Here is a 19,853-nt window from a genome sequence, read left to right as displayed (position 1 = left end):
TTTTTGGCCGTACATTGCCGCGCGGTTAATGGAGGCAATTCCGCCGCTGCCGCCGCCGATAGCGATGTAATCATAGTGTTTGGTCATGACCGCTCCTTCATGTTCATTGTAGGGCGGAGAAGCGTTTCGCCATCCGCCAAAATATTCGCGATTGTATACCTGAAATCGAAAGGTTCCACCGATGGCTGCGATTACTCCGGCACGATCCAGCTTACCGAAGTATGCCCGGTTCCTGCCGGAACCAGTTTGCTGTGCAGCCACGGTAGCACGCTGTTCATCTGCTGCTCCAGCTTCCACGGCGGGTTAATCACAATCATGCCGGAAGCCGTCATACCGCGCCGATCGCTGTCCGGGAGAACCGCCAGTTCAATCTGCAGGATGCGGCGGATGCCGGTGGCTTCCAGATCGTGCACCATACGCTTGATTTGCTGGCGCAGGACCACTGGATACCACAGTGCATAGGTGCCGGTTGCGAAACGCTTATAGCCTTCATTGATGCCGGTAACCACGGCCTGATAGTCGGTTTTAATTTCGTACGGTGGATCGATAAGGATCAACCCGCGACGGGAAACCGGCGGTAATTTTGCTTTTAACTGCTGGTAGCCGTCAGCTTTGGCTACGCGGGCACGCTCGTCTTTCTGGAATTCGGAGCGCAGCAGCGGAAAATCACTCGGGTGCAGTTCAGTTAATTGCAGGCTGTCTTGTTCGCGCAGCAACTGGCGGGCAATCAGCGGAGATCCTGGGTAATAGCGCAACTGACCACTACGGTTGAAATGTTGCACGACGGAAATATAGGGTTCGAGTTCAGCCGGGAGGGAGTCCTGTTGCCAGATACGGGCGATGCCTTCCAGATACTCGCCAGTACGCTCGGCATGTTCACCGCTCAGCTGATAACGGCCAGCGCCAGCATGGGTGTCCAGATAGAGAAACGGTTTTTCTTTCTCTTTGAGTGACTCGATGATCAGACTCTGAACCGTGTGTTTAAGGACGTCGGCGTGGTTGCCAGCGTGATAGCTATGGCGATAACTGAGCATGGGTAAACGTATTCCAGGTAATATAATAAACGATTTGCCACAGTTTACAGTAGAACGGTACAGATTACCCGCAGGCCCGATCGCTAAGCGCCAGCGGGCGTTTTTCCGCCACGCCCGGCATTGAAATCCTCTACACTTAACCCCATTCTACTGAGTATTACGCGCCGGAAGGCGGCTGACGCCTTATCCGGTCTACAAATGGTGATACCTGTAGGTCGGATAAGATGCTTTGGCGTCGTCATCCCGCGAAAACGCCTGAGCGTTTCGTTTCCTTTTTTTAACCAGGACTGTGCATATGACAAATCCATTACTGACGCCCTTCGAACTGCCGCCGTTTTCCAAAATTCAGCCTGAGCATGTTGTGCCTGCAGTGACTAAGGCACTGAATGATTGCCGTGAAAACGTTGAGCGAGTGGTTGCGCAGGGTGCACCGTACACCTGGGAAAATCTCTGCCAAAAACTGGCGGAAGTGGACGATGTACTGGGGCGTATCTTCTCTCCGGTAAGCCATCTGAACTCGGTGAAAAACAGCCCGGAACTGCGTGAAGCCTACGAACAGACGCTACCACTGTTGTCCGAATACAGCACCTGGGTTGGGCAACACGAAGGTCTGTACAAAGCGTACCGTGATTTGCGAGATGGTGCTCATTACGCCTCTCTGAATACTGCACAGAAAAAAGCTGTCGATAACGCGCTGCGTGATTTCGAGCTTTCTGGTATCGGTTTACCGAAGGAAAAACAGCAGCGTTATGGCGAAATAGCCACGCGTCTGTCTGAGTTGGGCAACCAGTACAGCAACAACGTTCTCGACGCCACCATGGGCTGGACGAAACTTGTTACCGACGAAAAAGCGCTGGCAGGAATGCCTGAAAGTGCGCTGGCTGCCGCGAAAGCGCAGGCAGAAGCCAAAGAGCAGGAAGGATATTTGCTGACGCTGGATATCCCGAGCTACCTGCCGGTGATGACCTACTGTGACAACCAGGGGTTGCGCGAAGAGATGTACCGCGCCTATGTAACCCGCGCTTCTGACCAGGGGCCAAATGCGGGTAAATGGGACAACAGCCCGATCATGGAAGAGATCCTCGCGTTGCGTCACGAGTTGGCTCAACTGTTGGGTTTTGACAGCTACGCCTATAAATCACTCGCCACCAAAATGGCGGAAAACCCGCAGCAGGTGCTCGACTTCCTGACAGATCTCGCGAAACGCGCGCGTCCGCAGGGTGAAAAAGAGCTGGCCCAGTTGCGTGCTTTTGCCAAAGCTGAATTTGACGTTGATGAGCTGCAACCGTGGGATATCGCGTACTACAGCGAGAAGCAAAAGCAGCACCTTTACAGCATCAGCGATGAGCAACTGCGCCCGTACTTCCCGGAAAACAAAGCCGTTAACGGCCTGTTCGAGGTGGTTAAGCGCATTTACGGCATTACCGCTAAAGAGCGCTCAGACGTCGATGTCTGGCATCCAGAAGTGCGCTTCTTCGAACTGTATGACGAAAACAATGAGCTACGCGGCAGCTTCTATCTTGATCTCTACGCGCGTGAAAACAAACGTGGCGGGGCGTGGATGGACGACTGCGTTGGCCAGATGCGTAAAACCGACGGCACGCTGCAAAAACCGGTCGCTTACCTGACCTGTAACTTCAACCGTCCGGTTAATGGCAAACCGGCGCTGTTTACTCACGATGAAGTGATTACCCTGTTCCACGAGTTCGGCCACGGCTTGCACCATATGCTGACCCGCATCGAAACTGCAGGTGTTTCCGGTATTAACGGTGTGCCGTGGGATGCGGTCGAACTGCCGAGCCAGTTTATGGAAAACTGGTGCTGGGAGCCGGAAGCGCTGGCGTTTATCTCCGGCCATTATGAAACCGGCGAACCGTTGCCGAAAGAGCTGCTGGATAAAATGCTGGCGGCGAAAAACTACCAGGCAGCGTTGTTCATTCTGCGCCAACTGGAGTTCGGTTTGTTCGATTTCCGCCTGCACGCCGAGTTTAATCCGCAGCAAGGGGCGAAAATTCTCGAAACCCTGGCAGAGATCAAAAAGCAGGTTGCCGTTGTTCCGGGGCCAGCCTGGGGTCGTTTCCCGCACGCCTTCAGTCATATTTTCGCGGGTGGTTATGCGGCGGGCTACTACAGCTATCTGTGGGCAGACGTGCTGGCAGCAGATGCTTTCTCTCGTTTTGAAGAGGAGGGGATCTTCAACCGTGAAACCGGTCAGTCGTTCCTCGATAATATTCTGACTCGTGGCGGCTCTGAAGAACCGATGGAGCTGTTCAAACGCTTCCGTGGCCGTGAGCCGGAGCTGGATGCGATGCTTGAACACTATGGTATTAAAGCGTAAGTGAAGATCTGCTTAATTGATGAGACGGGCGCCGGAAACGGCGCCTTATCTGTTCTGGCTACCCGCTGGGGACTGGAGCAGGATGAAGACAATCTGATGGCGCTGGTGATGACGACGTCGCATCTGGAGCTGCGCAAACGTGATGAGCCAAAACTTGGCGGCATCTTCGTGGATTTTGTCGGTGGGGCGATGGCCCATCGGCGCAAATTTGGCGGGGGACGCGGCGAAGCGGTGGCAAAGGCGGTCGGCATTAAAGGTGATTATTTGCCGGATGTGGTGGATGCCACGGCGGGGCTGGGACGTGATGCTTTTGTGCTGGCATCTGTTGGCTGTCGTGTGCGGATGCTGGAGCGCAATCCGGTTGTTGCGGCGCTGCTCGACGATGGTCTGACGCGTGGCTATGCCGATGCTGAGATTGGTCCATGGCTGCAGGAACGGTTGCAGTTGATCCACGCATCCAGTCTGACGGCGCTAACCGATATCACTCCACGTCCGCAGGTTGTGTATCTTGACCCGATGTTCCCGCATAAGCAGAAAAGCGCGCTGGTCAAAAAAGAGATGCGCGTGTTTCAGTCGCTGGTGGGTCCGGATTTAGACGCTGATGGCCTGCTGGAGCCTGCTCGCCAGCTTGCCACCAAACGCGTGGTGGTGAAGCGCCCGGATTACGCCCCACCGCTTGCAGATGTCGCAACTCCCAACGCAGTGGTGACCAAAGGACACCGGTTTGATATTTACGCCGGAACGCCGTCAATTCATGGTTAAGTAGCGTGTAGAGGCCGGATAAGGTTGTTAGCCGCATCCGGCAATTCCGATTACACAAACGGTGCCAGCGGATCGGCTATCTCAAACGCGACCGCTTTATCAGCCTTCGGCGGATAAATCAGCTCGCTGACGATCGACAGTTTTAACTTCTTCGCCTCTGCGCGGGTCAGTTTCACTTGCTGATCCCAACCTTCGGTATACACCGCACCCCATGCGCCAAGATCCAGGCAGGTGACGTAGTTTTCCTGGCGGTACGGCAGCGGCGGCACGTCGAGCAGGCTTGCTGCGGCATTGTTACCGGCAAATTTGCCCAGCAGAATGGCATGCTGACAGGTCATTAAGGCATGATTGCCTTTGTCATCGGTGGCGGCGTACGCCACATCGCCAGTGGCATAAATATCGTCATGTCCCACCACCTGCAAATTTGCATTTACGTGCAGACGACCCTGGCGATCGCGCGGGGCGTCAATTTGCGCCGTCAAACCGTTTGCCTGCACACCGACCGTCCAGATAACGGTGTGTGAACCGATAGTTTGCCCGTCTTTCAGTGTGACACCAGAAGCATCCACACTTTCGACCTCTGCATTTACCAGCCACTCTACACCCAGCTCAGCGGAGGCTTCAGCAATCACATCGCGCAACGCTTTGCTCCAGCGAGCGCCTGGTTGTGCGCCTCGTTCAACTACGACAACTCTGGTCTTAGCATCGGCACCAAGAATTTCTCGCAGACGGCCAGGTAACTCCAGCGCCATTTCGATGCCGGTAAAACCGCCGCCGCACACTACTACGGTATTGCGTGCCTCACTTTCTGGCTGATGTGCCAGATCATTCAGGTGTTGCTCCAGTACGGCTGCGCTTTCCAGCTGGTCGAGGTCAAAAGCGTGCTGAGCCGCTCCAGCGACCATTGAACGGTTTACCTGGCTGCCACTTGCCAGAATCAATCGGTCGTAGCCGAGCAGTTGCGTGTTGCCAGCCGCATCTGTCCAGCTCACCTCTTTTGATTGCACAAGCAACTGAGATACTGTGCCGCTGAGGAATTTTACGCCAGTTACGTCAAACAGCGGTTGCAGAGGTGCGACCAGCGTCTGGACGTTGTTTTCATAAAAACGGGGGCGAACACGCAGCTCTGGCTGGGGTGCAATAACTGTTATATCAATGGATTGCTGGTGTTTATCTGCCAGGCGCGCGGCACTCAGCGCTGCCCACATACCGGCAAAGCCGGCGCCTACGATCAGAATTTGTTTACGCATTCGGTTTTCTCACTGGTCATCACGATTTATTTACTCGGATTTTATTGGTCGTAGTTATTAAATGCAATGCGATTTGCAAAATATGAAGAGAACAAGGTACTTAAATGCAACTATTTATTTGATATTTATATTATTTATTTTTTAGTTTCAGCGCGTGTGTACGCGGTCTATGGCAAGATTCAGTTGAAAAAGCTACAATAACTCAGATTAATTTTGGCTGAGATAAGATAATGGCATTCTACAGTTCCGGGGTTGAGTACGGCATTCATAGCCTGATGTGTATGGTCGACAGTAGAGGCGACGTGCGGGATATGAGCGTTCGGGAAATTGCTGAATTGCAAAGTGTGCCGTATGACTATCTGGCCAAGATATTTACCCGCCTGTCGAAAGCGGGCCTGGTGCGCAGTATCGAGGGTAAGGGCGGCGGTTTTCAGCTCGCCAAACCAGCTGAACATATTACGGTGCTGGATGTGGTAAACGCGATTGATGGCGATAAGCGCATTTTTGAATGCCGTGAAATACGCCAAAGACTGGCGGTATTTGACGAGCAACCGCCAGAGTGGGCATGTGAAGGGATCTGCGGTGTGCGTTCAGTGATGGATATGGCTCAGCAGCGGATGGAAGAAGCGCTCGGCCAGCACACAATTCTGGATTTGGCCCGCAAGATGTACCGCAAAGCGCCGGACACTTTTGTCATTGAAGTGCAGGAGTGGATTGACGCGCGCAAAGGATAACGGTTGGAAATGCCCGATAGCGAAAGGTGTATCGGGCATGTTGAATACAGGCCGGATCAAGCGATAGCCGCCATCCGGCACTGAGTATTATTGTTCGGTGCTTGGCGTATTAATCATCCGGTTCAACCACGGCACCATAATCGCCATCACCACTGTGACTGCCAGCGTTACCAGACCGATATTACTGAACACGTTGGTGTAGATAGGTAATGTCTGTAACGGGTCGGTGATGTTTTCCGGTACTGCGGTGAACGTCGCAACGTAACCCCCCATCAGGAAGGCTGCTGCCTGCGTCAGGAACCACATCCCAAGAATAAAGCCCATCAGATGCTGCGGCACCAGTGCGGCGACCATTGCCAGTCCCAGGGCGCTAATCAGCAACTCACCCAGGCTCTGGAACAGGTACACCAGTACGATAAACCACGGCGATGTCAGGCCCTGTGCATCAGCAAACCACATGCCGGCGGCGGCGGCGGTCAGGAATCCCAGTGAGCACAAGAACATACCGAGAGTAAACTTCATCGGCATGGTCAGGTCTTTGCCTTTGTTACCCAGACGGGTATAAATCGCTGCCAGTACCGGGCTGGCAAGAACGACCCAGAACGGGTTCAGCGCCTGGAAGCTAACCGGGTTGATGGCGAATCCCAGGATTTCGTGGTGTACGTTATTGATGGCAAAGAAGTTCAGTGACGTCGGCATCTGCGCATACAGAACGTAGAACACCACCGCTTCCAACATCAGAATAAAGGCCACAAACATCTTGTTGCGTCCGGTTTTATCCAGTTTGAATGCCTGGCGGAAGAAGATAATAGTCACAACAATCGACAGAACGATCAGTACCAGGTTAGCGATTTTAACGTTGTGCATCAGCCACGCGCAGATAAACACCATTACCACCGTACCGGCCAGCACATAGAGCAGGTTGCGGAATACCAGCGGCTTATGGTCTGGCTCAGAACCAATGTCTTTCACCATCCCGCGGCAGGCAAAGTAGACCAGCAGCGCGACGATAAGTCCGGCACCACACAGGTTATAGGTAACGGCGTAACCAAACTTATCGGCAATTACCGGTGCCAGCGACAGCGACAGCAACGAACCGATGTTAATCGACATATAAAACAGGGTGAAGGCGCCGTCCAGTCGGGCATCTTTTGGGGGATAGCATTTTGACAGCAAACTTGCCGGGTTAGCTTTAAACAGCCCGTTGCCTACGGCAATAGTACCCAGCGCGATAAAGATCAGATCGGGTTTGAGTAGTGACATCCCGGTCATGAAGTAGCCAATTGCCAGCACAATAGCACCGAGAACCAGCGTGCGTTTTGTCCCTAACAGGTGGTCGCCGACATAGCCGCCAATGGAGATTAGGCCATACACCAATGCGGCAAACGCACCGAAGGTGATAAACGCCTGTTCCTGGGAGAACCCGAGTTGCTTAACAAAAAAAACCGCCAGGATGCCCTGAACGCCGTAATAGCCAAATCGTTCCCATAATTCTACAAAAAAGATCATGAAGAACGGACGAGGTTGCTGCAGCAAGCCCGTAGGTGCACTTGTATTCATATTCCTTCGCCTTTCAAAGCCATCCCGAAAAGTATGAACGCGTATGCTAAAACGCGCCGAAAAAGTCTTATTTTGTTATAGACTGCGGAGATTAGCCGCGAGAGTAGATTATTATAGAGATAGTTTTCGATCCAATTAGTTGATCACACTAATTATGATTTATTTGTTGGGTTGATGTACTGATAAGTGCCGAAAGGATAAAAACAAAAACGCCCGCAGAGGCGGGCGCTTACAGGCGTAAATGTTTGCAGCAGGCCGGGTTACTTCCCGGCGGCAAGCATTTTATGCTTCTTCGTCGTCACGCAGCGGAACAATCAACATGTCGACGTGAACGGTGTTGATCAGTTGACGTGCGGAGGACATCAGCTTGCTCCAGAAATCCTGGTGATGACCACAAACGACCAGGTCCATGTCGTATTTTTTAATGGCATCAACCAGAACCTGACCCAGGTCGCCGCTACCGCTCAGGGTTTCGGTGATAGGGTAGCCAGCATTGGTGGACAGCTCGGTTAACGCGTGATGAGTTTCTTCAGAAATACGTTTCTGCATATCACCCAGATTCACGTCGATTAACCCGGTGTACAGATCGGAATAGTTTACGTCAACGTGGATAAGGGAGACTTTTGCATTGTAAGGCCGCGCCATAGAGACCGCTTTTTCAACCAGAACTTTACTTTCCGGAGAAAGATCAACCGCGATAAGAATGTGTTTATAAGCCATAGTGTTACTCCTTCCATAAGTTGTCGATGACTAGCCTTCTGGCGTTCATTTGCCGCCGCGTCATCCGCGTCCTGCGAACGTTGTGCGCGGGGCTAGCCCAGTCGTAAAGACGTACCATTTAAGGACTATCCTTACATTATAGCGACCGGGATAATCCGTCAATCCGCCTTGATTGCCAATTAGTTAAACAAATTTTTCAGCTAATTGCATTGATAGTGATTAACCTTCTGGCAAAAAAATTAACTAATCTCCTACACTATCTAGAGAGGCGTTCGGATACGAGATACAAACACGAGCGGTTTCGGTAGCACTCTTCACTGAATGGTTTGGCAGGGTATCGGGTAGCGGTAGCCCCGGAGAGGAGTTCCGTGGGCGGGTCGCCGGGGAGGGGATATGATAAGCACCATTGCATTATTCTGGGCTTTATGTGTCGTTTGCATTGTTAATATGGCGCGCTATTTTTCTTCGCTGCGCGCACTGTTAGTCGTACTTCGTGGTTGCGATCCATTGCTCTACCAGTATGTAGATGGAGGCGGCTTTTTTACCTCGCATGGGCAACCCAATAAGCAGATGCGGCTGGTGTGGTATATCTACGCGCAGCGCTACCGTGATCATCATGATGATGAATTTATACGCCGCTGTGAGCGGGTTCGCGGTCAGTTCATTCTCACCAGCGCGTTATGCGGCCTGGTATTAATCAGTATGGTTGCGTTGATAATCTGGCACTAAGCCACGTCACTCTACGGCAGATATAAAAAAAGCGGGTCAGTTTCCTGGCCCGCTTTTTTACTGTGCATTCGCTTAGATAAGCTTCAGGGAGAGCCAGTACAGCACTCCAGAAAGAATAATCGCCGCAGGCAGGGTAAAGACCCAGGCCATCAGAATGCTGGTCACTGTTTTACGCTGTAAGCCGCCACCGTCAACAACCATCGTACCCGCAACAGAAGAGGAGAGAACGTGGGTGGTGGAAACAGGCATACCGGTATAACTGGCGAGACCGATAGAGACAGCGGCAGTCATCTGCGCCGACATCCCCTGAGCATAGGTCATGCCTTTCTTACCAATTTTCTCACCGATAGTGGTCGCCACACGACGCCAGCCAATCATCGTACCGCAGCCCAGAGCCAGAGCAACGGCCATAATGATCCAGATAGGCGCATACTCGATGGTGCTCAGCATGTCGGTTTTCAGTTTCTTCAGCAGACGCTGGTCGTCAGCGCTTACGCCAGGCAGCTTAACCACTTTATCGGTGGTATCGGAGATGCACAGCATAATGCGGCGCAGTTGTCCGCGCTGCTCAACGCTTAACTTGTCGTAAGTTTCCAGATTCGCCAGCATACCTTTTGCACGCTCAAGCGCGTTGATGGTATTTGCCGGGTGGCAATGGAACTCGTTAGCTTGCGTTGGCACGCCAGCTTCCGGCGACGGAATGAGCTGATCTACGCCAGTGGCTTGCTTCAGCAGATCAGGACGCTGCTGGAAGAAGGTTTCGACGTTATTGATAGCATCGCGGGTACGAGTAATTTCGTAACCGGAGGCGTTCATATTCACTACGAAACCTGCAGGCGCTACGCCAATCAGTACCAACATCACCAGACCAATGCCTTTCTGTCCGTCGTTCGCGCCATGAGAGAACGCCACGCCGATAGCAGAGAGGATCAGTGCGATACGCGTCCAGAAAGGTGGTTTTTTCTTACCGTCTTTCTTTTCACGTTCCGCTGGCGTCAGGTGGATACGAGCACGTTTTTTAGTACCGCTCCAGTAACGACGCAGAATGAAAATGAGGCCGCCTGCAACCACCAGACCGACAATCGGCGAGACGATAAGCGAGGCAAAGATACCGATAACTTTCGGGATGTTAAGTGCGTCCACCACCGAAGTGCCGTTCATCAGCGCATTGGTTAAACCAATACCGATGATCGCGCCAATCAGCGTGTGGGAGCTGGATGCTGGCAAACCAAAGTACCAGGTACCGAGGTTCCAGATAATTGCCGCCAGTAGCATAGAGAACACCATGGCGAGGCCATGTGAGGAACCCATGTTGAGCAGCAGATCCGTTGGCAGCATATGCACGATGGCATAAGCTACGCTGAGACCACCCAGCAAAACACCAAAGAAGTTGAATACCGCAGCCATGATAACCGCCAATTGCGAACGCATTGCACGGGTATAGATCACGGTTGCGACAGCATTTGCTGTGTCATGGAAGCCGTTAATTGCTTCGTAGAACAGCACAAAAGCCAGAGCAAGCAATAGTAAAAGCCCGGTATGTAAATCCAGGCCAGCAAACAAATGTAGCATAGGACGTTACGCCATTTTGAGGACATGAACGCGGCGCATTATCAGTGACTTTGGCGGCGCGGGCAAAGTGAAATATAGAGTTTTTTTGATATATCTCCTGCTTTGTTTTACACCACTAAAGAATTATCCTATAGAATTCAGATAAATACCTATTATTGATAGTTTGGTGCTGGTGCGACCACTGAGGAATCTTTACAATTCACGCCCGCTTTTTAGAGAGGATCGCAACGTGGAAAGGTTTGATACCGTTATTATAGGCGCTGGCGCAGCGGGTATGTTCTGTGCCGCGCAGGCAGGACAAGCAGGTAGTCGCGTACTGCTGATTGATAATGGTAAAAAGCCTGGGCGCAAGATCCTCATGTCTGGCGGGGGGCGCTGTAACTTTACCAATCTTTATGTGGAGCCGGCGGCTTATTTGAGTCAAAACCCGCATTTTTGCAAATCAGCGCTGGCTCGCTATACGCAATGGGATTTTATCGATCTGGTCGGCAAACACGGCATTGCCTGGCATGAAAAAACGCTCGGTCAGTTGTTCTGCGACGACTCTGCTCAGCAAATTGTCGATATGCTGGTGACAGAATGCGAAAAAGGTAACGTTACAATGCGGTTACGTAGCGAAGTCCTGAGCGTAGCGCGTGATGATGACGGCTTCCAGATTTTGCTGAACGGCATGACGGTCAGTGCGAAAAAGCTGGTTATTGCGAGCGGAGGGCTATCCATGCCGGGTCTTGGCGCTTCGCCGTTTGGTTATAAAATTGCTGAACAGTTCGGTCTGAACGTGCTGCCGACGCGTGCAGGTTTGGTGCCTTTTACGCTGCACAAGCCGCTATTGGAGCAGCTTCAGGTGCTCTCTGGCGTGTCTGTACCTTCCGTTATCACCGCTGAAGACGGCACTGTGTTTCGTGAAAACCTGCTCTTTACGCACCGTGGCCTTTCAGGTCCGGCGGTTTTACAGATTTCCAGTTTCTGGCAGCCAGGTGAATTTGTCAGCATTAATTTGTTGCCCGATGTAGACCTTGAGGCTTTCCTCGACGAACAGCGTAGCGCACACCCTAATCAGAGCCTGAAGAACACACTGGCGATGCAGTTGCCCAAACGTCTGGTGGAGTGTTTGCAGCAGTTAGGGCAACTTCCGGATGTGACGCTGAAACAGCTTAACGTGCGCGATCAGCAGGCACTGGTGGAAACCCTGACCGAATGGCGCGTGCAGCCAAACGGCACAGAAGGGTATCGCACGGCGGAAGTCACGCTGGGCGGCGTGGATACCAATGAGCTGTCATCACGTACGATGGAAGCGCGTAAAGTACCAGGTCTCTATTTTATCGGTGAAGTGATGGACGTCACTGGTTGGCTGGGCGGGTATAACTTCCAGTGGGCATGGTCGAGCGCCTGGGCGTGTGCGCAGGATTTGGCGTCTGCGTGAATGTGATGCCCGATAACCTGAGTTACCGGGCGCTATATTAGTTCAGGCCAAGAAAATACTGGGCAATTTTAAAGTAGATAATCAACCCGGTACCGTCGATAAGCGTGGCGATAAACGGCGCGGATACGACGGCCGGGTCAATGCCAATACGCTTGAGCAACATTGGGATCACTGATGACACCACGGCGCTCCACAGCGTAATGCAGACCAGTGTCAGGCTGACGATCAGTGTGATTTCCATGCCGATGCCCATCATCCAGGCGCGTATGCAGCCTGCCAGACCTAGTGTCAGGGCGATCAGCAAGGAAGTTGAAACCTCTTTGCGGATCACCCGGCCCATATCCCGTAGCCGCACTTCTCCCAGCGCCATTGAACGTACCAGCGTCGAAGTGATCTGTGTACCGCTGTTTCCGCCGGTACCAATTAGCAACGGAATAAAAAAGGCCAGCGCGATCGCTGATTCCAGCGCCTCTTCGAAGTGCTGAATTACACTACTTGTGTAGGCTTCCGCGACAAACAGCAGCAGGAGCCAGACCGAACGTTTTTTCCACAATGTCCACGGACTAATTTCCAGATAGGGTTTCTCCAGCGGCAGTGTCGCTCCCTGAAGCTGTACGTCTTCGGTAACATCATCCTCCTGTAGATGGGCTATCTCTTTTTCCATCAGACAGCCGACCAGATCGCCTTTCTCAACTACAGCAACCAGATCGAGTTCACGCTCGGCTAGCTCGGCAACGACCATTGCCCGTTCATCATCAGGCTTAACATGGAACAGACAGCTGTCCATAATATGGTTGATGTTCAGCGACGTATCTTTTTCCTGCAGCAGGCGCTTGACGGATAACACCCCGCGTAGCGCTTTCCCTGCAACCACAAAAACCTGACCAGGAATATCATCCGTCGTGAGCTGTGAGACAAAGTATTCGCGGGCGCCGTTCACGCTGAGATGATCCGGCAGGGTAATAAAATCGGTACGCATATATTGCGCGATGGCATCGCCATTAAAATCCGGCTCAGGAAGATGGGCGGCGCAGAGTTGCATAGATGACATGGTGTAATTCCCTATAAAAAGCTCTCATAGGGGCGAACAAGACAGGATTAGCACAGGCAGATCCCTACGTCCTGGTTTTAGCACTGAACAACGTATCTGTCCGATGGTGAGATCGTCAGAAGTTACCTTGGCAACACCTTGATTCGATGGATGCCTGTATTTCCCTGAGTGGTCTCTCTCGATACCAGCAGGGCGGTAACTTATATTTGTGCAGGAGCCTCGCCATAACGAGATCGGTAAATGAGCCGCTATTATAGGGATGTCTAATTATTGATTATGTTTATAGTTACGTTTGTTTATCAATCGTTGATATACGGAATATTTTCTGAGTCGGAGCGCGGTAGAGCAGAACTGGAAACTACAACCGAATAGACATATCGAATCCAGGTGTTAGTATTCAATAGATAGCAGTTATGAGTATGCGTGTTTCATTTCCGGCCAGGAACGCTGATGATGACAACATTACTACCCGATTTCACAGCATCTTCGTCATTCACTTCCTTTGCGGTGAGCGTTGTCGTGACGCCTGTCCACCGTCTGGCCTTTACTTTTCATTCCTTCTCATCCCGGATGGAATCTCCCGCTGAATAGCTGTTCAGTGGTCTTTGTGACACGCATCGTTTGGTAACAGGGATTATAGCGGGTCGAATATGGATAAAATTAAGCGTCATCTGGTGTGGTGGGGGGCAGGCCTCCTGGTGGTGGCCGCCGCGATAGTATGGTGGATGCTACGTCCGGCGGGAGTACCGGAAGGATTTGCTGCCAGTAATGGCAGAATTGAAGCTACCGAAGTAGATATAGCCACTAAGATTGCCGGGCGTATTGACACGATCCTCGTGTCGGAAGGGCAGTTCGTTCGCCAGGGCGAGGTGCTGGCGAAAATGGATACCCGCGTGCTACACGAGCAGCGGCTGGAAGCGGTCGCGCAAATCAAAGAGGCAGAAAGTGCCGTTGCGGCGGCGCGCGCGTTGCTGGAACAGCGGCAAAGTGAAATGCGCGCCGCGCAGTCGGTAGTAAAGCAGCGCGAGGCGGAACTGCAGTCGGTCTCTAAACGTCATATTCGTTCCCGTTCGCTGTCACAACGTGGAGCGGTGTCTGATCAACAACTGGATGACGATCGTGCCTCTGCCGAAAGCGCGCGGGCTGCGCTGGAATCATCAAAGGCACAGGTCTCTGCGGCGAAAGCGGCTATTGAAGCAGCCCGCACCAGCATTATTCAGGCGCAAACTCGTGTTGAAGCTGCGCAGGCAACCGAACGACGGATTGCGGCAGATATCGATGATAGCGAGCTTAAGGCTCCGCGCGATGGTCGCGTGCAGTACCGCGTAGCTGAACCGGGTGAAGTGCTTTCAGCCGGTGGGCGGGTGCTGAATATGGTCGATCTCAGCGATGTCTACATGACGTTTTTCCTGCCTACTGAACAGGCTGGTCTGCTAAAAATTGGTGGTGAAGCGCGTCTGGTACTGGATGCCGCGCCCGATCTGCGTATTCCGGCAACCATCAGCTTTGTTGCCAGCGTGGCGCAATTTACGCCAAAAACGGTCGAAACCAGCGATGAACGGCTGAAACTCATGTTTCGTGTAAAAGCCCGCATCCCACCGGAGCTGTTACAGCAGCATCTGGAATACGTCAAAACCGGGCTGCCGGGCATGGCCTGGGTACGTCTTGATGAAAGTCGTGCCTGGCCGGATGATCTGGTGGTGAGGTTACCGCAATGACGCAACTGGCGCTGGTTCCCGTTCCTCCCGTGGCGCACCTTGACGGCGTGAGTCAGCATTACGGGGCAACGGTAGCGCTGAACAATATCACGCTGGATATCCCCGCCCGCTGCATGGTGGGGTTGATTGGCCCGGACGGTGTGGGTAAGTCGAGCTTACTGTCCCTCATCTCCGGCGCTCGGGTTATTGAACGCGGCAACGTGATGGTGCTGGGCGGCGACATGCGTGACCCGAAGCACCGCCGCGATGTCTGCCCGCGCATAGCCTGGATGCCTCAGGGGTTGGGGAAAAACTTGTACCACACGCTGTCGGTGTATGAGAACGTCGATTTTTTCGCACGCCTGTTTGGCCATGATAAAGCAGAGCGCGAGGCGCGAATAACAGAGCTGCTGGATAGCACAGGTCTGGCGCCGTTTCGCGATCGTCCTGCCGGGAAACTCTCGGGTGGGATGAAACAAAAGCTGGGGTTGTGCTGTGCGTTGATTCATGACCCGGAATTATTAATCCTTGATGAACCTACCACCGGGGTGGATCCGCTCTCCCGCGCCCAGTTTTGGGAGTTGATTAACAGCATTCGCCAGCGTCAGACCAACATGAGCGTGCTGGTCGCGACTGCCTATATGGAAGAGGCCGAGCGTTTTGACTGGCTGGTAGCGATGAACGCGGGTGAGGTATTAGCCACAGGTAGTGCACAGCACCTGCGTGAAAAAACCAACAGCGACACGCTGGAGCAGGCGTTTATCGCACTGTTACCTGAAGCCCAGCGTCAGGCGCACAAACCGGTCGTGATCCCGCCTTATCACGCAGAACAAGAAGAGATAGCCATCGAAGCGCGGGATCTGACCATGCGCTTCGGTAATTTTGTTGCCGTTGATCACGTTAATTTTCGCATACCACGCGGAGAGATCTTTGGTTTTCTCGGCTCGAACGGCTGCGGTAAATCCACCACTATGAAGATGCTCACCGGGCTGCTACCAGCCAGTGAGGGTGAGGCGTGGTTGTTCGGACAAGCGGTTGATCCGAAGAATATCGACACTCGTCGTCGGGTGGGCTATATGTCGCAGGCTTTTTCGCTCTACAGCGAACTGACCGTGCGGCAAAACCTGGAACTACACGCACGTCTCTTTCACATTCCGGAAGCGGAGATCCCTGAGCGCGTAAAAGAGATGAGTGAGCGCTTTACGCTGGCCGATGTCGAAGATGTACTGCCTGGCGCGTTACCACTGGGGATACGTCAGCGCCTGTCGCTGGCAGTGGCGGTGATTCATCGCCCGGAAATGTTAATTCTTGATGAGCCTACCTCCGGCGTTGACCCGGTGGCCAGGGATATGTTCTGGCAACTGATGGTTGATTTGTCTCGTCAGGATAAAGTAACCATTTTTATTTCCACCCACTTTATGAATGAGGCGGAGCGCTGCGACCGTATGTCGCTGATGCACGCCGGAAAAGTGCTCGCCAGTGGTACGCCTCGGGAACTGGTGAAGCAGCGTGGTGCAGCCAGTCTGGAGGAGGCGTTTATCTCCTGGTTACAGGAAGCAGCAGGGCTGGCCCCTGAAACTCAGTTACCGCCAGCAGATGCTCCGGTTGAGCATGAGAGTAGCTTGCCGCCACGTCAGGGATTTAGCCTGCGGCGTCTGTTCAGTTACAGCCGCCGTGAAGCACTCGAACTACGGCGCGATCCGGTCCGCTCAACACTGGCATTGATGGGTACGGTGATCCTGATGTTGATTATGGGCTACGGCATTAGCATGGATGTGGAAAACCTGCGTTTTGCGGTGCTCGATCGTGACCAAACCGTCAGTAGCCAGGCGTGGTCGCTGAATCTGTCTGGTTCCCGCTATTTTATCGAGCAGCCGCCGCTTACCAGTTATGACGAACTGGACAAACGGATGCGCTCGGGTGAGGTGGCGGTAGCAATAGAAATTCCACCTAATTTTGGTCGTGACATTGCACGCGGCACGCCGGTGCAGCTTGGTGTCTGGGTGGATGGCGCGATGCCCAGCCGTGCCGAAACGGTGAGGGGTTACGTACAGGCGATGCACCTGGCCTGGCTACAAGACGTGATGGCGCGTCAACCAAACGCCAGCGGGCAGAACGGACTGATGACCATTGAAACACGCTATCGCTATAACCCGGATGTGAAGAGCCTGCCTGCGATTGTTCCTGCCGTGATCCCATTACTGTTGATGATGATCCCTTCGATGCTTAGCGCCCTGAGCGTGGTGCGCGAGAAAGAGCTGGGGTCGATTATCAACCTGTATGTCACGCCCACTACCCGCAGTGAGTTTTTACTCGGTAAACAACTGCCTTACATCGTACTGGGGATGCTGAACTTTCTGCTGTTGTGTGCGCTATCGGTATTTGTTTTTGGCGTGCCACATAAGGGGAGTTTTTTGACGCTGACGCTTGCTGCGTTGCTGTATGTCACTATCGCTACCGGTCTGGGATTGCTGATCTCCACGTTTATGAAAAGCCAGATTGCGGCCATCTTCGGTACGGCGATTATTACGCTGATCCCGGCAACGCAGTTTTCCGGGATGATCGATCCGGTGGCGTCGCTGGAAGGACCGGGGCGCTGGATCGGTGAAATTTACCCGACCAGCCACTTTCTGACCATTGCGCGCGGCACGTTTTCGAAAGCGCTGGATTTGATGGATCTCTGGCAGTTGTTTATTCCGCTGGTGATCGCTATTCCGGTGGTGATTGGCCTGAGCGTGTTGCTGCTGAAAAAACAGGAGGGGTGATGCGCCGATTACGCAATATTTATAACCTCGGAGTCAAAGAGTTGCGCAGCCTGCTGGGTGATAAGGCGATGCTGGCACTGATTGTCTTCGCCTTCACCATTTCGGTTTACTCTTCTGCAACGGTTCTGCCGGGTTCTCTGCATCTTGCGCCGATTGCTATTGCCGATATGGACCAGTCACAACTGTCGAACCGTATCGTGAACAGTTTTTATCGCCCATGGTTTTTACCGCCGGAAATGATCACCGCGGATGAAATGGATGCTGGCCTTGATGCCGGACGTTATACCTTTGCGGTGAATATTCCCCCCAACTTTCAGCGTGATGTGCTGGCAGGGCGGCAACCAGAGCTACAGGTTAATGTGGATGCCACGCGTATGAGCCAGGCATTTACTGGCAACAGCTATATCCAGAATATTATCAGTGGTGAGGTGAACAGCTTTGTTGCTCGCTATCGTGATAACAGTATGACGCCGGTCGGGCTGGAGATCCGTATGCGCTTCAACCCGAATCTGGAACCCGCGCGTTTCGGGGCGGTAATGGCAATCATCAACAATATCACCATGCTGGCGATTGTACTCACCGGGTCGGCGCTGATCCGCGAGCGCGAACACGGGACCATTGAGCACCTGTTGGTGATGCCGGTGACGCCGTTTGAGATAATGATGGCAAAAATCTGGTCGATGGGGCTGGTGGTGTTGGTGGTTTCTGGCCTGTCGTTGATGCTGATGGTGAAAGGCGTTCTCGGCGTGCCGATTGAAGGCTCCATACCATTGTTTATGCTCGGCGTGGCGCTGAGCCTGTTTGCCACAACGTCCATTGGCATTTTTATGGGCACGCTGGCGCGTTCAATGCCACAACTGGGGTTGCTGATGATTCTGGTGCTGCTGCCATTACAGATGCTCTCTGGAGGTTCTACGCCGCGCGAAAGCATGCCGCAGGCGGTGCAGGATATCATGCTGACCATGCCGACCACCCACTTTGTCAGTCTCGCACAGGCGATACTCTATCGTGGCGCAGGGTTCAGCATCGTCTGGCCGCAATTCCTGACGTTACTGGCGATCGGCTGCGCGTTCTTCCTGATAGCACTGCTGCGTTTCAGAAAGACGATTGGCACAATGGCGTAGTGCCGGAAAACAGAACCGACGTAGGCCGGGCAAGCTAAGCGCCCCCGGCAACGTAACGGGAAATTACTCTTCTTTTGGCAAACACTGCAAATGGCCATGGCGTACGCCGCGCTGGGAAATGACGTCGTCAGCAAAATGCTGGACATCGCCCATGTCGCCTTTCAGAACGGCGATTTCAAGGCAGTCGTCATGGTTGATGTGAACATGTAGCGTGGCGACTGACAAATCATGGTGATGATGTTGGGTTGAAACAATGCGGCTGGCTAAGTCGCGTTTCTCATGTTCGTAAACATAGGACAGCACGGCGAAACCCTGAGTGCCGTGCTCCTGGGTGGTCTCTTGTGCCAGCGCACCGCGCAGAATGTCACGGATCGCTTCGGAGCGGTTGTTGTAGCCACGGCGCTGGCTCAGGCTATCCAGCGTTTCCAGTAAATCGTCATCGAGAGTAATGGTGACTCGTTGCATCTGCAGTTAACCTTTCATATGGTGCGTCGGCGCACAGGGAATGCGGGAGTTACAGCCTCTGAACGGCGTCGGCTGTCAGGGTAAATGGTGTCGGAGTACACACTGCCAGGCTCAGCGTATCGAGCTGACACTGGCTAACAGAGAGCGAGGATGTCAGCGTGGTGCTGTCGACGCTGACAATTTGCCAGGCGCTACCGCCTCGCTGTTTAATGATGGCTTCTTTACGCGTCCAGATACGCCAGAAAGCCGCCAGCTGTTGGTCTGGATGTTCTGCTTCTATTTCGGCATGTTCTCTCAGGCTGAACACCGTATTTGCCAGCGTCTGCCAGTTGTCGCGTGGGCGCACGACTTCAATATCGCAGCCCACTTCCCCTTCGTCGCTGAGCAGCAGAGCGATGTCATCGCCGCTGTGGCTAAGGTTGAACCATAGCGGCGTGCCGGCTGTAAAAGCCGGTTTTCCTTGCTCGCCGTAGATGATGTCAGGCAATGGCGAAAGGGTATGGGAAAGCAGCACGCGGCCCGCCAGCCAGCGTTCACGGCGAGCACCCTGCGGTGCCTGCTCGAAGAGCGCGGGAGGCAATGTGCCAGCGCTTAAAGTAGAAACTTTCCCGAGAACGATCCGGTACATA

17 protein-coding genes and 1 riboswitch are annotated in these 19,853 nt (G+C 53.2%); of the genes, 8 read left to right on the top strand and 9 right to left on the bottom strand.

All coding sequences use genetic code 11. The features are described 5' to 3' along the window. Positions 1–261: hypothetical protein (locus tag AACS05_RS22430; protein ID WP_223307018.1), on the bottom strand; the 261-nt coding region annotated here is incomplete at its 3' end. Then, a complete protein-coding gene (locus AACS05_RS22425) occupies positions 192–1,034 on the bottom strand; it encodes a 23S rRNA (adenine(2030)-N(6))-methyltransferase RlmJ (protein WP_045448618.1) in 843 nt (280 codons plus the stop codon). The genes AACS05_RS22430 and AACS05_RS22425, both read right to left, overlap by 70 nt. A gap of 295 nt (positions 1,035–1,329) precedes the next feature. On the opposite strand from AACS05_RS22425, the gene prlC reads away from it, so the two are divergent. Continuing rightward, positions 1,330–3,372, top strand: a complete 2,043-nt coding sequence (prlC, locus tag AACS05_RS22420; protein WP_045448615.1) for an oligopeptidase A — start codon at positions 1,330–1,332, stop codon at positions 3,370–3,372. Next, positions 3,373–4,134, top strand: coding sequence for a 16S rRNA (guanine(1516)-N(2))-methyltransferase RsmJ (gene rsmJ, locus AACS05_RS22415; protein WP_045448613.1), 762 nt, complete (start codon positions 3,373–3,375; stop codon positions 4,132–4,134). Between the two features lie 50 nt (positions 4,135–4,184). Here the strand turns inward: rsmJ and AACS05_RS22410 are convergent, their stop codons facing one another. Next, a complete protein-coding gene (locus AACS05_RS22410; protein ID WP_045448611.1) occupies positions 4,185–5,384 on the bottom strand; it encodes an NAD(P)/FAD-dependent oxidoreductase in 1,200 nt (399 codons plus the stop codon). A 230-nt stretch (positions 5,385–5,614) separates the two neighbouring features. Here AACS05_RS22410 and AACS05_RS22405 point away from each other — a divergent pair, with 230 nt between their 5' ends. Then, positions 5,615–6,118 carry an RrF2 family transcriptional regulator gene (locus AACS05_RS22405; protein WP_045448609.1) on the top strand — a complete coding sequence of 168 codons (504 nt, stop codon included), beginning with the start codon at positions 5,615–5,617 and terminating at the stop codon, positions 6,116–6,118. A gap of 87 nt (positions 6,119–6,205) precedes the next feature. On the opposite strand, the gene dtpB is transcribed toward AACS05_RS22405, so the two are convergent. Continuing rightward, on the bottom strand, positions 6,206–7,678 hold the full coding sequence (gene dtpB, locus AACS05_RS22400; RefSeq protein WP_045448607.1) for a dipeptide/tripeptide permease DtpB: 1,473 nt from the start codon (positions 7,676–7,678) through the stop codon (positions 6,206–6,208). A 282-nt stretch (positions 7,679–7,960) separates the two neighbouring features. After that, positions 7,961–8,398, bottom strand: a complete 438-nt coding sequence (gene uspA / locus AACS05_RS22395) for a universal stress protein UspA (RefSeq protein ID WP_003023368.1) — start codon at positions 8,396–8,398, stop codon at positions 7,961–7,963. Positions 8,399–8,791: 393 nt separating this feature from the next. On the opposite strand from uspA, the gene uspB reads away from it, so the two are divergent. Further along, complete coding sequence (gene uspB, locus AACS05_RS22390; RefSeq protein WP_003023371.1) at positions 8,792–9,127, top strand: universal stress protein UspB; 336 nt, start codon at positions 8,792–8,794, stop codon at positions 9,125–9,127. 72 nt (positions 9,128–9,199) lie between these two features. Here uspB and pitA read toward each other — a convergent pair whose 3' ends face one another. After that, positions 9,200–10,699, bottom strand: a complete 1,500-nt coding sequence (gene pitA / locus AACS05_RS22385) for an inorganic phosphate transporter PitA (protein WP_045448605.1) — start codon at positions 10,697–10,699, stop codon at positions 9,200–9,202. Positions 10,700–10,928: 229 nt separating this feature from the next. Here pitA and AACS05_RS22380 point away from each other — a divergent pair, with 229 nt between their 5' ends. Next, positions 10,929–12,122 carry an NAD(P)/FAD-dependent oxidoreductase gene (locus AACS05_RS22380; RefSeq protein ID WP_045448603.1) on the top strand — a complete coding sequence of 398 codons (1,194 nt, stop codon included), beginning with the start codon at positions 10,929–10,931 and terminating at the stop codon, positions 12,120–12,122. A gap of 37 nt (positions 12,123–12,159) precedes the next feature. On the opposite strand, the gene AACS05_RS22375 is transcribed toward AACS05_RS22380, so the two are convergent. Further along, complete coding sequence (locus AACS05_RS22375) at positions 12,160–13,173, bottom strand: magnesium transporter (protein ID WP_045448601.1); 1,014 nt, start codon at positions 13,171–13,173, stop codon at positions 12,160–12,162. A gap of 55 nt (positions 13,174–13,228) precedes the next feature. Further along, positions 13,229–13,412: riboswitch (M-box (ykoK) riboswitch) on the bottom strand. A 411-nt stretch (positions 13,413–13,823) separates the two neighbouring features. Between AACS05_RS22375 and AACS05_RS22370 the strand changes: the two genes are divergently transcribed. From AACS05_RS22370 to AACS05_RS22360, 3 genes are read left to right on the top strand one after another with little or no spacing between them, the layout of a single operon-like run. Continuing rightward, positions 13,824–14,891: an HlyD family secretion protein gene (locus AACS05_RS22370; protein ID WP_045448599.1), complete on the top strand. Its 1,068-nt coding sequence runs from the start codon at positions 13,824–13,826 to the stop codon at positions 14,889–14,891. Next, a complete protein-coding gene (gene rbbA / locus AACS05_RS22365) occupies positions 14,888–17,635 on the top strand; it encodes a ribosome-associated ATPase/putative transporter RbbA (RefSeq protein WP_045448597.1) in 2,748 nt (915 codons plus the stop codon). Before AACS05_RS22370 ends, rbbA begins: the two co-directional genes overlap by 4 nt. Then, on the top strand, positions 17,635–18,759 hold the full coding sequence (locus AACS05_RS22360) for an ABC transporter permease (protein WP_045448595.1): 1,125 nt from the start codon (positions 17,635–17,637) through the stop codon (positions 18,757–18,759). Before rbbA ends, AACS05_RS22360 begins: the two co-directional genes overlap by 1 nt. Positions 18,760–18,822: 63 nt before the next feature. Here AACS05_RS22360 and nikR read toward each other — a convergent pair whose 3' ends face one another. After that, a complete protein-coding gene (nikR, locus tag AACS05_RS22355; RefSeq protein WP_005121550.1) occupies positions 18,823–19,224 on the bottom strand; it encodes a nickel-responsive transcriptional regulator NikR in 402 nt (133 codons plus the stop codon). A 49-nt stretch (positions 19,225–19,273) separates the two neighbouring features. Further along, positions 19,274–19,852 carry a 4'-phosphopantetheinyl transferase AcpT gene (gene acpT, locus AACS05_RS22350; RefSeq protein ID WP_045448592.1) on the bottom strand — a complete coding sequence of 193 codons (579 nt, stop codon included), beginning with the start codon at positions 19,850–19,852 and terminating at the stop codon, positions 19,274–19,276. Between the last annotated feature and the right edge of the window lies 1 nt (position 19,853).

It is taken from the genome of Citrobacter sp. S-77 (assembly GCF_963864895.1).
Classification (GTDB): Bacteria; Pseudomonadota; Gammaproteobacteria; order Enterobacterales; family Enterobacteriaceae; genus Citrobacter; species Citrobacter murliniae.
The sequence above is the reverse complement of the archived record's forward strand: the minus strand, read 5'-3'. Positions and strand labels throughout refer to the sequence as shown.

Bases quoted from the DNA above. Each gene is read 5' to 3' on its own strand.
- AACS05_RS22425 (WP_045448618.1), bottom strand. From the start codon at position 1,034: ATGCTCAGTTATCGCCATAGCTATCACGCTGGCAACCACGCCGACGTC.
- prlC (WP_045448615.1), top strand. From the start codon at position 1,330: ATGACAAATCCATTACTGACGCCCTTCGAACTGCCGCCGTTTTCCAAA.
- AACS05_RS22410 (WP_045448611.1), bottom strand. From the start codon at position 5,384: ATGCGTAAACAAATTCTGATCGTAGGCGCCGGCTTTGCCGGTATGTGG.
- AACS05_RS22405 (WP_045448609.1), top strand. From the start codon at position 5,615: ATGGCATTCTACAGTTCCGGGGTTGAGTACGGCATTCATAGCCTGATG.
- dtpB (WP_045448607.1), bottom strand. From the start codon at position 7,678: ATGAATACAAGTGCACCTACGGGCTTGCTGCAGCAACCTCGTCCGTTC.
- uspA (WP_003023368.1), bottom strand. From the start codon at position 8,398: ATGGCTTATAAACACATTCTTATCGCGGTTGATCTTTCTCCGGAAAGT.
- uspB (WP_003023371.1), top strand. From the start codon at position 8,792: ATGATAAGCACCATTGCATTATTCTGGGCTTTATGTGTCGTTTGCATT.
- pitA (WP_045448605.1), bottom strand. From the start codon at position 10,699: ATGCTACATTTGTTTGCTGGCCTGGATTTACATACCGGGCTTTTACTA.
- AACS05_RS22375 (WP_045448601.1), bottom strand. From the start codon at position 13,173: ATGTCATCTATGCAACTCTGCGCCGCCCATCTTCCTGAGCCGGATTTT.
- AACS05_RS22370 (WP_045448599.1), top strand. From the start codon at position 13,824: ATGGATAAAATTAAGCGTCATCTGGTGTGGTGGGGGGCAGGCCTCCTG.
- rbbA (WP_045448597.1), top strand. From the start codon at position 14,888: ATGACGCAACTGGCGCTGGTTCCCGTTCCTCCCGTGGCGCACCTTGAC.
- AACS05_RS22360 (WP_045448595.1), top strand. From the start codon at position 17,635: ATGCGCCGATTACGCAATATTTATAACCTCGGAGTCAAAGAGTTGCGC.
- nikR (WP_005121550.1), bottom strand. From the start codon at position 19,224: ATGCAACGAGTCACCATTACTCTCGATGACGATTTACTGGAAACGCTG.
- acpT (WP_045448592.1), bottom strand. From the start codon at position 19,852: ATGTACCGGATCGTTCTCGGGAAAGTTTCTACTTTAAGCGCTGGCACA.